Annotated in this window: 13 protein-coding genes and 2 pseudogenes; 8 read left to right on the top strand and 7 right to left on the bottom strand. The window is 59.5% G+C overall.

Annotated features, from left to right (window positions below; all coding sequences use genetic code 11):
• Positions 1-311 (top strand): DUF3363 domain-containing protein (locus NKI70_RS32290; protein ID WP_352700294.1); only part of this gene is annotated, 311 nt, incomplete at its 5' end.
• A 243-nt stretch (positions 312-554) separates the two neighbouring features.
• Positions 555-877 (top strand): annotated as a pseudogene (locus NKI70_RS32285) (substrate-binding domain-containing protein); the annotation flags it as partial.
• A 126-nt stretch (positions 878-1,003) separates the two neighbouring features.
• On the opposite strand, the gene NKI70_RS32280 reads toward NKI70_RS32285, so the two are convergent.
• The 4 genes from NKI70_RS32280 to NKI70_RS32265 form a co-directional block, all read right to left on the bottom strand.
• Positions 1,004-2,524 carry a sugar ABC transporter ATP-binding protein gene (locus NKI70_RS32280; protein WP_352700295.1) on the bottom strand — a complete coding sequence of 507 codons (1,521 nt, stop codon included), beginning with the start codon at positions 2,522-2,524 and terminating at the stop codon, positions 1,004-1,006.
• Position 2,525: 1 nt separating this feature from the next.
• Positions 2,526-3,497, bottom strand: a complete 972-nt coding sequence (locus tag NKI70_RS32275) for an ABC transporter permease (protein WP_352457842.1) — start codon at positions 3,495-3,497, stop codon at positions 2,526-2,528.
• Entirely contained in the window at positions 3,494-4,534 is a 1,041-nt protein-coding gene (locus tag NKI70_RS32270) for an ABC transporter permease (RefSeq protein WP_352700296.1), read from the bottom strand. The genes NKI70_RS32275 and NKI70_RS32270 overlap by 4 nt, the downstream gene beginning before the upstream one ends.
• Positions 4,535-4,667: 133 nt before the next feature.
• Positions 4,668-5,693, bottom strand: a complete 1,026-nt coding sequence (locus NKI70_RS32265) for a sugar ABC transporter substrate-binding protein (RefSeq protein ID WP_023680812.1) — start codon at positions 5,691-5,693, stop codon at positions 4,668-4,670.
• 149 nt (positions 5,694-5,842) lie between these two features.
• On the opposite strand from NKI70_RS32265, the gene NKI70_RS32260 reads away from it, so the two are divergent.
• The 3 genes from NKI70_RS32260 to NKI70_RS34135 all read left to right on the top strand — a co-directional run bounded on the left by NKI70_RS32260 (position 5,843) and on the right by NKI70_RS34135 (position 7,861).
• Positions 5,843-6,592 carry a GntR family transcriptional regulator gene (locus NKI70_RS32260; protein ID WP_352622040.1) on the top strand — a complete coding sequence of 250 codons (750 nt, stop codon included), beginning with the start codon at positions 5,843-5,845 and terminating at the stop codon, positions 6,590-6,592.
• Positions 6,579-7,358, top strand: coding sequence for an SDR family NAD(P)-dependent oxidoreductase (locus NKI70_RS32255; protein ID WP_352648450.1), 780 nt, complete (start codon positions 6,579-6,581; stop codon positions 7,356-7,358). Before NKI70_RS32260 ends, NKI70_RS32255 begins: the two co-directional genes overlap by 14 nt.
• Before the next feature lie 380 nt (positions 7,359-7,738).
• Positions 7,739-7,861 (top strand): hypothetical protein, encoded by a 123-nt coding sequence (locus tag NKI70_RS34135; protein WP_502894702.1) that lies wholly within the window; start codon positions 7,739-7,741, stop codon positions 7,859-7,861.
• A gap of 119 nt (positions 7,862-7,980) precedes the next feature.
• Here the strand turns inward: NKI70_RS34135 and NKI70_RS32245 are convergent, their stop codons facing one another.
• Complete coding sequence (locus NKI70_RS32245; protein WP_352648452.1) at positions 7,981-8,949, bottom strand: oxygenase MpaB family protein; 969 nt, start codon at positions 8,947-8,949, stop codon at positions 7,981-7,983.
• Positions 8,950-9,080: 131 nt separating this feature from the next.
• Between NKI70_RS32245 and NKI70_RS32240 the strand changes: the two are divergent.
• Positions 9,081-9,161, top strand: a pseudogene (locus NKI70_RS32240) (short-chain dehydrogenase); the annotation flags it as partial.
• A gap of 84 nt (positions 9,162-9,245) precedes the next feature.
• Here NKI70_RS32240 and NKI70_RS32235 read toward each other — a convergent pair.
• A complete protein-coding gene (locus NKI70_RS32235) occupies positions 9,246-10,721 on the bottom strand; it encodes an ROK family protein (RefSeq protein WP_352700297.1) in 1,476 nt (491 codons plus the stop codon).
• A gap of 36 nt (positions 10,722-10,757) precedes the next feature.
• A complete protein-coding gene (locus tag NKI70_RS32230; RefSeq protein ID WP_031213032.1) occupies positions 10,758-11,663 on the bottom strand; it encodes a tagatose-bisphosphate aldolase in 906 nt (301 codons plus the stop codon).
• Between the two features lie 282 nt (positions 11,664-11,945).
• On the opposite strand from NKI70_RS32230, the gene NKI70_RS32225 reads away from it, so the two are divergent.
• Positions 11,946-12,851 (top strand): sugar-binding transcriptional regulator, encoded by a 906-nt coding sequence (locus NKI70_RS32225; protein ID WP_023680283.1) that lies wholly within the window; start codon positions 11,946-11,948, stop codon positions 12,849-12,851.
• A gap of 496 nt (positions 12,852-13,347) precedes the next feature.
• A complete protein-coding gene (locus NKI70_RS32220; protein WP_352457851.1) occupies positions 13,348-14,325 on the top strand; it encodes an ABC transporter substrate-binding protein in 978 nt (325 codons plus the stop codon).
• Positions 14,326-14,361 lie beyond the last annotated feature (36 nt).

Below are 14,361 nucleotides of genomic sequence, written 5' to 3'. Positions count from 1 at the left end.
TCACCTTCTCGCGCGACCTTGTAGCCACGCTGGAGCGCCAGGAGGTTACGCGGGTCGGCAAGGAAATGGCCGCTGCGCGCGGCCTTACCTTCGCGCCCGTCCAGCCCGGCAATCATGTCGGCGGCAGGCTGCTAGGCTCGGTCCGTCTTGCCAGCGGGCGCTTCGCCATGCTGGACAATGGTCTCGGCTTTCGGCTCGTGCCCTGGCAGCCGATGCTCGACAAGCGCATCGGCCAGCACATTACCGGCTTCGTGCAAAACAGCGGCGGCATCGACTGGAGCTTCGGCAGAAAACGCGGAATCGGGATGTGACGGCTGAGGTATGGTGCTCACCAAGGCCTTTCCTACTCCAGGTTCCGCTGCCGCGCTCCACAAGGAATTCTGTTGCTCCATCCGTCAGAGCCTTGAGAATTTCGCCGCCGTTTCGGGCGGCCTCGGAGCGGCTGCGGCGGAGAACCCATCAACTTGGCGCGAAGCGTCCGCCGTGGCGCTCGCCCATCGCTATCGCTTGGCGCATCGTTCGCGGCGCTGGCGCAATAGGCCGGCAAGGTCGGCATCGTCGTGAAGATTGGTGGCATTCCGTGGTTCAACGCGATGGAGGCCGGTATCAAGGAGCGCGGTCAGAAGCTCGGCATCGATGCGTTCATGGTTGGCCCGACCAGCGCCGATCCTGCACTTCAGGTTCGCGCCATCGAGGATCTCATCGCTCAGGGCGTAAAAGTCATCGGCGTGGTGCCGAACGACGCCAAGGTGCTCGAGCCGGTGCTGCAGAAGGCCAAGGACGCCGGCATCATCGTCATCACGCATGAATCGCCCGGCCAGAAGGGGACCAATTGGGATTTCGAGTTTGCCTCTGCCAAGGGTTCGGCGAGGCTCATGCCCACACCTCCAGAGAGGACGCACCAAAGCTCAGCGCGGATACCTGCAATCCAGTCCTGCCGAACTCACGCCTGTCCACGGGATCCTCTTGGCCGATGGTGAAAAGTCCTGAAAGTGTGAGGAGCTTAGGCGGCCTCAGCCCTATGGATCAGATTCATGATGCCCTCGCTCATGCCGGCATAGGATCCGTCATTGATTAACTGGCCCTGAAGCCGGTAGTCGTTCATGACCAGAATCCTGTCAGCGAGCAGGATCATTTCGGGCATGTCGCTCGTGATCAGCAAAATGGCAGTGCCGTTGTCGGCGAGTTCTCGCAGCAAATCGTGCAGGTAAGCCTTGGTCTTGATGTCGATGCCGACTGACGGCTCGTCAACCAGCAAGATCTTGACGCCTGCTGCCAGCCATTTGGCGACGCTGATTTTCTGCTGATTGCCACCCGAAAGGTTGGCCACCGTCTGCGCGAGGCTGGGTGTTTTCACCTCAAGCTTCTCGATGTATGGCGTTACCTTGTGTCGCACGAGGCGGTCGGTGAGGAATCCGAGAAGTGCCGAAAGGGGGCGCCACACTGCAATTCCAGCATTTGACAGCACCGAATGCATCAAGACCAGACCTTCGCCCTTTCGATCTTCGCTGACGTATCCCACACGATGCGTGTGGATGGCTTCGCCGACCGACCTGATCCTAACCGGCTTCCCGTCGATCTCGACGGTACCAGCCGTCAGCGGAAACTGACCCAGGATGCATTTTGCAAGCTCGGTCCTTCCGGCGCCCACGAGGCCATAGAGGCCCACAATCTCGCCTTGTCGGACATGCAGATTGACGTCCGAATGGCCTAAAGATGTTTCAATGTTCTTGAGCTCGATGGCCGGAGGAGCCCCAGTCGAGTTGCGCTCCCGCCAGCCGCCTTCACCCTCGGCCCGGCCGATCATCAATCGGACAATGTCTTGCCGCCCCAGGCCCTCCATTGGCCGGCTTTCACAGGCATTCGACCCATCCCTCAGCACTGTGACGCTGTCGCAAAGCTCCTGCGCTTCTTCCAGCTTATGGCTGACAAATAGCAGGCTGGCGCCTTGGTCTCGCAGCTTTCGCAAAAACGAGAATAATAGATCAGTTTCACTCGAGGTAAGTGATGCGGTTGGTTCATCCAGGAGAAGCACTCGCGAGCGCAGAGACAAGGCCTTGGCGATTTCGACCAGCTGCATCTTGGCGACGCTAAGGCGCGATACCGGGGTTCTTGGGTCGATGTCTAATCCGAGGGCCTCAAGCCAACGCGCGGCCTGCTTGTTCAAGTCGGCATAGTCCACCGGCTTTAGCAACGAAGCCCCAAGTTGCTCGAGATGGATATTTTCCGCAACAGAAAACCTCGGGATAAGATTCCGTTCTTGATGTACGACGCCAACACGATGAGCGATGGCCTCGCGCGGCGAGCCGAAATGAACCTCTTGGCCCTCCAGGATGAGGCGGCCGGCATCGGGGTGGTGAACACCGGTAATGATCTTGATAAGCGTTGACTTCCCTGCGCCGTTTTCGCCGAGCAAAGCATGTATGGAATGAGTTTTAAGTGTCAGGGAAACGCCCTTTAGGGCCTTTACGCCTGGAAAGGACTTCTCAATGCCCAGAGCCTGGAACGCTATCTCGCTCGCCATTTCAGAGCCTCTTGAGATTTCGTGACAAACGACTTTCGCGAAAACGATTGGCGCCGACTGCCGCCAAGATCATTGCGCCCAGCACGACCTGCACGAGGAACGGGTCGATGTCGAAAAGCACGAGGGCTTGTGTGATTATTGCAACGATCACCACCCCGAGCAGCGTAGCGGGCACGCTGACGTGTCCGCCGGCCAAGACCGCGCCGCCGATCACGGGCGCGGCAAAAGACAAAATTAGCCAGTCGTCGCCGATCGTCGGTTGACCCATTTGTAAACGGGCAACAAGGAGAAGACCGGCAAGCGCTGCAAGAAACCCCGAAAGGGCGTGCGCGATGACAACTGTATTTGCAATCGATATTCCCGACAATTCTGCGGCATGTTGATTGCCGCCGACTGCCAAAATAAACCGCCCTATGGGTTGCCGATTAAGCATGAACCACAAGGCTAGCCCGACAGCCATGGTCGGGAGCATCAACCAAGGAATGATCCCGAAGATCGCGCCCTGTCCGATGGATTTCACGCCGTCTGAGATATCATAAAAGGGTTGGGCATGTGTGATGCCCAAATTGATGCCCTTGTAAACGGACAGGCTGGCGAGGGTAATTACGAACGCCGAAATGCCAGTTCGGGCGATCAGAAATCCGTTTATTACGCCGCATATGACCCCGAGCGACAGCGCGGTTAAGGCGGCAAGGGATGCGGGCACGTGCCACGCGTCCATCATGCCGGCGAAAACAATAGCGCAAAGACCGCCGATAGCCCCGACAGACAAATTCATCTGACCGATAGCGATGATGAGCATTTGCGAAAACGCGATCAGGCCATTTACTGCAATTGCGAGCAGCAGCACCTGAATATTCAATGGCGATAGGAATGATGGGTTGAAGCCCCCCACGATCGCAACGGCGACGATCGTAACCAGCAGCGGCCCAAACCAGTCGCTCCGCACGGCGTTGGCGAAGGAGCCGTTCATGCCATGTTCCTCCGGGCCAGAAAGGTTCGGCGTGTTTTGTCCATCAATACCGCAGCCAGCAAAAGCAGACCCAAAAAGCTCTGAATCCAGAAATCGCCCAGCTGTAATAGAAGCAAACCACTAGTCAGCATCGTCACCAGAAACGCACCTAGGCACGTCCCCAGCACCGATGCCTTGCCGCCCGCCAAAAGTGTTCCCCCCAACACAGGACCAAGGAACGCGATGAGCAGCCAGTCCTGTCCGAGTTGTCCCGCCATTGATGGGATCGCCGCTCCATTGCGTGCGACTAGCATCAGAGCCGCACAGGCGGCGAGCGCGCCAGACAGCATGTGGCAGTATATGAAGATGCGCCCGACATTTATGCCGGACATCTCCGCCGCTTCGGGCTTGGCGCCAGCAGCCAGCATCTCCCGCCCAACCGCCGTCAAATTATAAAGATATCCTAGAAGCAATGCAGCCAGGAGGCTGACCAGGAGGAGCGGAGAGAAAAAACCCAACAGCTTGAGGCGTCCGAACGCTGCAAAGACGGGTGGCAGAGCGCGATAGGATTCTGCACGCGTCAGGAAAATCATTACGCCGAAGAAAATGCTCATTGTAGCGAGCGTGATGATGAAGCTGTGCAATCCTGTGCGAACGGAAGTCCATCCGTTGATAAAGCCCAGCAAGGCGCCAAGGGCCACCGCTGAGAGAATTGCGAGTGGCCATGGAAGCCCGACCACCTCAATGAGATAGCCGCAAGTCATTGCGGCACAAACGCCGATCGCCCCTACAGCAAGGTTCAATCCCCCAGTTATAACGACGACCATCATGGCCAAGCCGATCATGATGTTGACGGCTGCGATACGACCGAGGGTGAACAAATTGAAGGCCGAAAAGAAACCTTCTGTTGTGAATTTGAAGGCCAGAGCAAAGATTACAATCAGGGCAATGAGCCCGAACTCATTGGTCAGATAGAATCGCGTCTCGGTGGCATTCCTGCGCGGCTTGCCGACGATGTCGCCACTGGGACCCTTCGCCGGCACATCTGAATAAGACATGGTTTCGCACCTTCAATGGCTAGGCTGCCATCTTATCAGGCCTGGCTCTGGGTCACGACAGACACCGTGCAATTTGGTTGGACGACCGCCGGGTCTGCTTGAACGCAGCCCGGCGGCATTGGCGGAAGTCTCGTTACTTGCAGGTCAGATAAGTCGCCTGGAAGGTTTCAAAGAGCTTCTTGGTCGTGTCGCGCATGGCGTCAACATAAGTGTCGATTTTGTCGGCCGCGACATAGACGGTTCCCGAGTCGATGAACTTGTCAGTGAGGGCATTCTTCTTAAAAGGCGCATCGGTCTTGACCGCGCAACCCGAACGAAGCTTGTCGAGAACGAAAGTGCCGATATAGCCTTGGCCATACGGATTCTGCAGCATTGTGCCATTCACAAAGCCATCCTTGATGGCCTTCAACACAACTTGATCGTGATCAATGGCTACCATCTTGATCCGCTTGTCGCCGATCTTTCGGACTGCGTTCGAGGCTACAACCGCAGGGACCCAAGCGGTCGTGATGATGCCATCGACGTCGTTGGCGTGAGCTGCCAGGTAGGCATTAATCTTTTCCTCGGCTGGCTCGGGCGCATCAATGTCAGCGATGACCTGGACGACCGTTGCGCCTTCTTCCTCCGCCGCTTTTTTGACGGCGTCGATGCGAAGCTGGGTATTCGGATCAACAAGGAAGCCGGTGAAATGAGCAATGCGCTTCTTGGTGCCCGTCAGTGTTTTCAAAAGCTCCTTGGTTCCAATGTATGCTGAATTGCCAGTGTCGGTGCCGAGGCAGAAGGTTGCTGAAGAAGGATCCTTGAAGCACCCTGCGCCGCCGATGACAGGCGCGCCATTGGACACGAGCTCGTCGACGGTACTGACCGATCCGACGGGGTCACCTGGGAAAATCAGAAAGCCGTTATAACCCTGGGTCAAAAGGCTCTCGAGCAGCTGGTTCTGCTGGCTGAGTTCCCACTTTTGCGGCACCTTATAGTCTGCTGCGGCCAGGCCAAAATCCTTGGCAGCATCCTTACCAGCTTGCTCCCACGCCGCGAAGTAGGGGTGCGGACCTCCGGGAACCAGCGCAATTTTTGAATCTCCAGCGGCGAAGGCGGACCCCACGCCTATTGCGGATAGCAGTCCAATCGCGAGCACGCGACGCAAATAGTTCGACATCAAAACTCCTCCCGTTGAGAGCGCCGCCTTCCCGCTTAAAATTGTCGAGACCGCCAGCGCAAATGCCTTGCATTCACCGCAGAAGTTCTAGTACACTTGTATACAAGGTGCAACTGCTTTTTTGTTGATGGCATTTTTCGGAGGACATTGTGCAAGAAGGCGAGCGGAACGCGATATCGCGTTTCGACCAGAATGGAGCGAAAGCCATGTCTTCCGGATTGGCTGAACTAGACGTGTTTTTGAACCGGCGCAGTTCGGCGAGTGAGCAAATTTACTCCGTCCTGCGCGAGGCAATCGTGCGTGCGAAGCTCTTGCCGGGCGAATCGATTAGTGAAAACGCGGTGTGTCGCCAGTTCAATGTGTCTCGCACACCTGTGAGGGCAGCGATCCAAAGATTGGCCGAAGACGGACTTGTAAGTGTCTTTCCGCAGCTCGGCAGTTTTGTTTCGCAAATTGATATCGTCAGCATCCAAGACAGCCATTTTGTCCGCCGTTCTCTGGAAACTTGCCTTCTTCGCGAAGTTGCGCCGCGTTGGACGCCAGCGATGAGCGCTGAAATGCGTTCACTGGTGGCGGCTCAAGAACGGAGTATCGCTGAGGGCGATATTGACGGATTTCACGACAATGACGAGAATTTTCACCAATTGTTTGCGTCTTTCGCGCAGCGACCGGGAGTTTGGACGACCATCCACGCTGCTAAAGCCAAGCTGACTCGCTTTATTCGTTTCTCCGGCAATGCCGCACGGTTTGCGGTTGTGCTGCAGGAGCATTTGGCAATTCTGGATGCGCTGGATGCCAATGACGGACCCGGTGCGGAAGCCGCATTGGTCGCCCATCTCGATAAAATCTTTGTCCTTTTCGACGCGCATGCGTCGGAGACACGTCATGCCGCGGTCTGACCAAGCAATGGAGAATTCCCGCTTGCAATCGCTAGAAGGAAAAACCGCTGTCGTAACTGGAGGCGCAGGCGCTATCGGCTCCGCAATCGCAGTGGAACTGGCGCGCGCCGGCGCTCAAGTAGCAGTCCTGGATCTGCTCCCCAAGGCCGCAGAGGCGCTGGCGTCGCGGATAGGGCATGGCGCCGTTGCCGTCGGTGTTGATCTGGCAGTTGAGAGTTCAACGCGCGCGGCGGCGGAGAAGGTTCTTCAGCACTTCGGTTCGGTCGACATTTTGGTCAACAATGCTGGCATTCTGTCGAACCACAAAATGGCAGATACCTCGATCGAGGAATGGCGAAGGGTCAACATAGTCAACGTAGAAGCCGCATTCCTTCTCGCCCAGATATTTCTTCCAGGGATGCGGTCGAAGCGGTGGGGTCGGGTGGTCAATATCTCCTCCTATGCCGCCAAAAGCGGAGGCTTGACCGCAGGGACGGCGTATTCAGTTTCGAAAAGCGCGATGATAGGGTTGACCTTTTCGATTGCCCGCGAGACCGCTGGCCAGGGCGTAACCTCGAATGCAATTGCCCCCGCCTACGTAATGTCGCCGATGGTTTCCGAACAGCTCAACGACGAACAGCGCGCGGCCCAGCTTGCTCAAATCCCGGTCGGGCGATTTTGCGAACCTCAAGAAGTCGCCCACACCGTTTCATTCCTCGCGTCACCTCTAGCCGGGTTCATCACGGGTGAGGTTATCGACATGAACGGTGGTCTCCATTTCGATTGAGCTGCATACAATGGAAAATCGTCGTTCTTACGCCAATTTGGCGCTCGCATCAGCCGGTGTCCAAATTCATCGGTACGATCGACGGAGTGTGACGCCCGGAATCGTGCATCTCGGTATCGGCAACTTCCACAGGGCCCATCAGGCAATCTATACGGTGATTGCTTGGCCGCGGGACAACTCGATTGGGGCATCATTGCAGCCTCCCCCGGAGTTCGGACACGCGGGACGCGCTTGCTCCCCAAGATGGTTTGTACACAGTTGTCAGTCGTCAAGATGAACAGACGAGCCTTCGGATAGTCGGTTCTATCGGCCATATTCTTGTCGCACCGGAGGGCCCCGCTCAGCTGCTGGAGGCGCTCTTTGACCCGCGGATCAGGATCGTGACTTTGACAGTCACCGAGAAGGGCTACACGGTCATCTCGGGCGGCGGCTCCGGCCACGAGCCGGCCCATGCCGGTTTTGACGGTACGACGGCTTCACTGTTGCCGGCAGCCGTCCGGTAGTTTGTTCGCATCTGCTTGGCGGGCCTCCGTCACGCCCCACCGTCCAGTGGGCTATCGAGTTCGTGCCTTCAAGACGCGTTAACTAGAAGCTGAACGTCTGCACGACGCGGGCCTGACATTTAGGTCAAGGAACACTGTCCGGTTCTGTGTAAGTTTTCGGATGCCGTTCGGCGATAGAGATAGCTCTCGGAAAGGCCGAGGCGGCGGCACGACTGGACGGCTGGTGATGAATGAAGCGCGGTGCTGTCGCAAATTGCAGCCGTCGTCTTCACAACAGCACGCTCCCACGGCTTCAAGGTCCAGCGGTCGCCGAGTTCCAACCGCTTGCGGACCCATTGGGGTAGGATCTCGACGGCCGCCTTCAGAAGCGGCCGCTGAAGGGGTCGAGCAACTCCCGGCAAGGCGGGAACTTCTTCCATGATCTGCAGGAACTCCGAGACGATCGGCGACGCGACGAGTCTTTGCCTCATCACGTCGAACAGCGCGTAAAGCTCGGCCTGAGACGTGGGCGCGCCGACCGCACCATAGAGAAGCGCCACGGGGCGAGCCTCAGCAAACATCGCGTCCCGTTCGAAAAAATGCAGACGATGCACATAGGTGTGATAGGCCTCCATGAAACCAAACGCGGCCGTCGCTTGCACCCAGTCCAGCAGCTCCGGGTCGGTGGCGTGGTATGGCTCGCCTTCGCTGGTTCGACCCGAAACGCGCCCATGCATCCTGACCACATCTTCAATCATGGCCTTAGCCTTGGATCGGGGGCCGTAGACCGTGACCAAAGCAGCGAGGCCCGTACGCTGCAATCGTCGGAGCGCGAGGGAGCGGAAGCTGCTGTGCTGCCAAATGGCGTCGCGAACCCGCGGCTCTGCCAATTCGAGCAGCACCGCCGTTACCCCGCCGATGAACAGCGCAACAGGGTTCTTGAAAATGCGCCAGGTTACGGAATTGGGTGGTAACAGCGCCGGCTCGCCTTCCGGAGTCGAGAAGTCCATCTGAGATCCGAGCCGCTGGCGCATGAACGACTGGGCAAGAGTGTCCACACGACGCTCAAGCGGGCGAGGCAGAGAAATGATGCCCGAGTTGCGAAACATGGTACGCCTCGAACTACTGAGAATAGCAAGCGTTAGACCTGTGGCTGGCGGATGCAATATGCACGAACGTCTTTGGTCTTCCCGTTGTTCCAAATCATCCTCGCGCGAAGCCGATGAACCCTGCTTGATCTGCCCTGTTGCCGATGATGATGGAGCAAGGCTCGGGCGTGGTCATCCATGTCACCTCGATCCAGCGCGAGCTTCCGCTCCCGGCATCAAAATCAAGAGCACGAGTGAATCACGCCGCGGATAAGTCGCGCGCGGATCATCATTTCAGGCGCGCAAGCTTCGCCTGCCTATGTGTCAATCGTCGCCCGCAGCCATTGCGTGATGGCATCGAAAGCGATTGGTTTTGTCGTATCGACATCAAAGAGCGGTCCACGCCGCAGCGGCTCGGCGCGCTTGGCCAGCTCGATCAGCTCGGGGACATAGGCCGCCCCGGGGTGGCCAGCGGGACGCTGGTCGAGCCGTGCGCGATAGCGCTCGGCAAGAACCTCGCCGGGTGCATGACACCAGATTTCGGCGGTCCGCTCGACACCAGCCCTTCGCAGGTGATCCTCGAGCACCTGGCGCGGCTGGAAGCCGAACCAGGCATCGACGACAACTGTTGTGCCCGCGGGAGCTTCGCCGACGACCGACCAGATGGCTTCATAACTGGCGCGACCGAGCGAGCGGTTGAATTCACGATCGCCGCCGCCGAGCACTTCGAGGAACGGGTTCTTAATGGTATCGAGCGTAAGCAATGGCCACCCTAGGCGGTCGGCGATACCGCGCGAGACCGTGCTTTTGCCGCTGGCGGGGATGCCGTTGACGAGCACGGCGCGCTGGCCGGGCACGGCACGCCGGCCCGGGTTGAGTCCAGCGGATGGCGAGGTCACCGGCGAGGCCGTAACCGCCGCCTGCCCTGCCAGCGCTTGCAGACCGGCGCCGATGACGCCGGCGTCGTCGCCGAGTTGCGCCGGTTCAACAGGGCATTGGTACCAGGGAGCCAAGGCCGGAGCCTTGGCAAGCGCCTGATGGGCCGCCTGGCCAAGTCCGCCGCCGAGCAGCACCAGATCGGGGGCGAACATCGCCACCGCTGTATCAATTGCCGCACGCAACGGTCTGGCCCAGGCTTCCAGTATCCCGCGCACCGGCGTGTCGCCGCTCGCATCCCGGGCGAAAAGCTGATCGACCGAGATATCCGGACCGAGGCCTGCGCGTGAGATGTGACGGCCAAGTGCTGTACCGGAGCTGGTGGTTTCAACGCAGCCGCGCCGGCCGCAGACGCAGGCTTCGCCTGATATGTCGACAGTGATATGGCCGAGCTGCCCCGCCGTCCCCTTGCCGCGGACGATCTGCCGGTCTTGAGCCACGGCACCACCAATGCCGGTCCCGATGGTGAACATGACGATGTTTTCGTGACCCATGGCGGCGCCTCGAGCCATCTCGGCGACCAGTGCCATGTTGCAATCATTGTCGATCACGACGGGCTTGCCCGCCAGGTTTTCCAGCCGTTGCGCCGGGGAGACCGAGGCGAGGTTGACATAGCCTCCGGACAAGACGGCGCGACGCCGCGCATCGACGCGTCCCGGGACGCCGATGCCGATGGCGGCAACCTCCGGAGAATCGAGCCGGCGCACCATCTCGGCGATCCGGGAGAGCATGAGCGCCGGGTCCGGCGCGCTCTTTTCGGACATGCGGTCAAGGATTTCGCCTCTGCCGGAAATGCGGGCGGCGCGCAGATTGGTGCCGCCGATATCGATCCCGATGGCCATCGAACTATGAGGCATGACGTCCCGTGTGTGCCCGGTGTGAACGGCGAATGACTAAGCGGCTTTCTGCCGGTAGTTTCCGATCACGGCCTGAAGCTCGTGCAATCTCGACACTGCGATGGTCTTAAGCCTTTCCCGCTGAATGTCACGGTCCAGCGAGATGCAGTCCTTCCACAGCGACCGGCCGGCGATCACGCCTGACGCGCCGTTCTTCATCGCGATCTCGACCTGGCCCAGGAACGTTGCGTGGTTGACGCCGGCGGAGAGGACCGCCCATGGCACCTCGCCAGCCATGCTGCTGATCCTGGCGCAGGCTTCCGGCGTTCCGGGATAAGGAAGCTTGAGCACCTTTGCCCCGCATTCCAGCGAAATCCGAGTGCCCTCTTCGACAAGCCAGGGGATCTTGGCCGTATAGTCTTCAAGGCTTTCGCCTTCGAGTTGATAGGTCAGGAATTCGACGATGAGCAGCAGGTCCTCTTGCCCGAAGTCGGCGATGCACTGGCGCAGAATGGCGACGTTATACTCGTTCGCCTCCGGTCTGTCGGCCCTGAGATAGACCATGATCTTGCCGCCGGTGCCACCGAGTTCGCGGACGCGGCGCGCGTCGATGTCGGGAACGAGGCGCGACAGCCGGTAGCCGGCGGGCGAGACGTCGAAGCCCGAGGCATCGAGGCCGATGAGCAGAGCCGTATCCCGGTTCAGCACCCCTTCATCGACAACCCGCGGCACCGCGCAGAGCGGGTCGAGCAGCACGCAGGATGCCTGACTGGCGAGGTATCGCGTGATGTCCTCCTTGGTGTCGCCGAGCATGTCGTTGGTGATTTTGGCCTGTTCGGCAGGGTCCGACGCCAGCAAGGTCCGCATGCCGCCGCGCTGGTCACAGGCGATGGCCATCATGGCCCCGTCCTTGCCGCATATCTGCTGATAGCCGCGTAACTCCGCCGTCGTCATCTTTGTCATGGTCTTTTGTCCGATGTTGGCGCCCATTCACCAGGGCGCAGATCCGTGGAACAAGAAATGTTCAGTTTTTACCTGCCTGCCGGCAGGAAGGTTTGCCGCTTTGATGCGCTATCGAACCGAGAAATCTGGCTTGGCAGCAACGTTCGGTGGAAACGAACCCAAGTTGCGAGTCTGCCGGATTTGCGCGATAACTCCCATCGGTTGATGGGTCTGTAACACATTGCTGAAAGGAATTGCAAGCTGTCTGTCCCTCCCACACAAGATGCGGCCGCATCGCGGACGATGCTGCATACGGTCGCCAAAATGCACTACGAGGCGGAGATGTCGCAGGTCGACATTGCGCGCCGGCTCGGTGTCTCCACCGCCACCATATCGCGTTTGCTGCAGCGGGCGAGAGCAGAGGGCATCGTGCGGATCGAGGTTCTCGATCTTGTGACGCCCGAGGACATCACCAGGCAGTTGATTGACGGGTTGGGGCTGCGCGACGCCGCGGTTGTCGAAACGCCGGCAGCCGGAGCGCTGACGGCGCTCGCCGCACCGCTCGGCGCCTTGCTCAAGCAAGCGGAACTGACGGCCGGCTCGGTGGTTGCCGTCGGCTGGGGGCGAGCCATCCGCGAGGTGATCCGGGCAGGCCTGCCGCGCATTCCCGGGGTCCTTACCGTCGCTGCCACCGGCGGCATGCAGCAGCAGGCGGCGCATTTCCAGATCAACGAGTTTGTACGGCTGGCCGCCGAAGAGTTCGGCGGGACGCCGCATTTCATCCATGCGCCCTATCTGCCGTCCACCGAATTGCGTCAGGTCTTCCTTGGCGATGCGGCCATCCGCGACAGCGTCGCGCTTTGGGACCGGACCGACGTTGCGATCGTCGGCATCGGCCTGCCCCATGCCATCAATCCGCCCGAGGCGAGCGCGGCCACACTGAGCGAACAGGCCCTGTTTCATGCGGCTGGAGACGTCATCCGCCATTACTTCGACGCCGAAGGCACCCTTATCCCGTGGGAAGGGGAGGGCCGGATGATCGCAATGTCGCCGGCCCAGCTTCGAACCGTCCCCTTGGTCATCGGCGTTGCCGCCTCGCCGGAGAAGGCGACGGCCATCATCGGTGCCGTCCGCGCGAGACTCATCAATGCCCTGATAACGGACACGAAAACGGCGCAAGCCATCCTCGTGGCTCTCGTGCCTCGATAGAAGGCGGACACCATGATGCGCGACATCGGCGCGCCTGATCAATCCTGAACCGATCGACGCCACGCGGTCCGGGAGCCTGGGGCCCCGAAATCACCTGTTGTCTCGTCAGGGACTTGGGGGCAATAGTCTGCCGTGCGGGCCCTGCGGAGCAGACAGATGTTGTCCGGTTTGAAAAGCGTTCCGGCCAGGGAAGTACCGGTTGCAATTTCTTTCAGCAAAGTGTTACAACCTGCCGCTAGGCGCGCATGCGCGCCGAGCGGCGCAGTTCTCTGGACCTTGCGGATGCGAGGAAACGGGACTGCGGGCAGCAGGGCTGGTCGGTTTCGACTGGCTGATCTAATGACTGGGCGCCTGGGAGGAGCTGCCCGTAACAGCAAGCAGGCGAAACCCGTTTTCCGGCCGTCAGCGCATTTACGATTCGTAGCCTGAACAGATTGACGGCCATTCCCGATATCAATCGCAACGGCAAATCTGCCAACATTATGAGGAGGATGTTATGAAGAAGATTGTTGCCGCCCTGGCGGCTCTCGCCATCTGCGCAACGGCGCTGATCACGCCCGCTTTGGCGCAGGACAAGAAGTTCACCATTGCTCTCGTTCCGGGCCTTACCACCGACGGCTTCTACATCACCATGCGCAAAGGCGCTCAGGCGGCGGCCGATGCCCTTGGCGTGACCCTGGTGTTCCAGGGCGCTTCGGATTTCAATCCGGTAACGCAAGTCCCCGTGCTTGACGCGGTCATCGCCAAGAAGCCAGACGCGATCCTGATCGCGCCAACCGACAAGGTTCAATTGGTCGAGCCGCTCCGCAAGGCCAATGATGCCGGCATCCCGGTGATCACCGTCGACACTTTCATCGGCAGCGGCGTCTACCAGACCGGTGCCGGTGAGGCGGATTTCCCGCTGTCCTATATTGCTTCGGACAACATTCTGGGCGGCGAGATCGCCGCGCGGGCATTGGTCAAGGCCATAGGCGGCAAAGGCAAGGTCTATGTTTCCAACGTTAAGCCCGGCATTTCGACCACCGATCAGCGTGAAGAGGGCTTCAAGAAGGAGATGGCGAAGCATCCGGACATCACCGTGCTCGAGACGCAGTTCAACGACGACGACGCCAACAAGGCTGCCTCGCAGCTCCAAGCGACGTTCGCGCGCAACTCCGATCTCGTTGGTGTGTTCGGTGCAAATCTGTTCTCGGCGATCGGCGCGGCGAACGGCGTCAAGCAGGCAGGGCAAAGCGGGACCATCAAGGTCGTCGCGTTCGACGCACCGGTCAGCATCGTCGACAACATCAACACCGGCTTGGTGGACGTTGCGATTGCCCAGCATCCGGCCGAGATCGGCTATTTTGGTGTCGTTTCTGCCTATGCCCACCTGACCGGCCAGTCGATCCCGGTTGCGATCGGCACCGGCTTTACGATCATGGACAAGTCAAACATCGCGGACCCGAACATCTCGAAGTACCTCTATTCCGAATGAGGTACCTCTATTCCGAATGATTCCAACCAGCTTGGT

Origin of the sequence: Mesorhizobium sp. M0500, assembly GCF_040321165.1 — a bacterium.
In the GTDB taxonomy this organism is placed as follows: domain Bacteria; phylum Pseudomonadota; class Alphaproteobacteria; order Rhizobiales; family Rhizobiaceae; genus Mesorhizobium.
The sequence above is the reverse complement of the archived record's forward strand: the minus strand, read 5'-3'. Positions and strand labels throughout refer to the sequence as shown.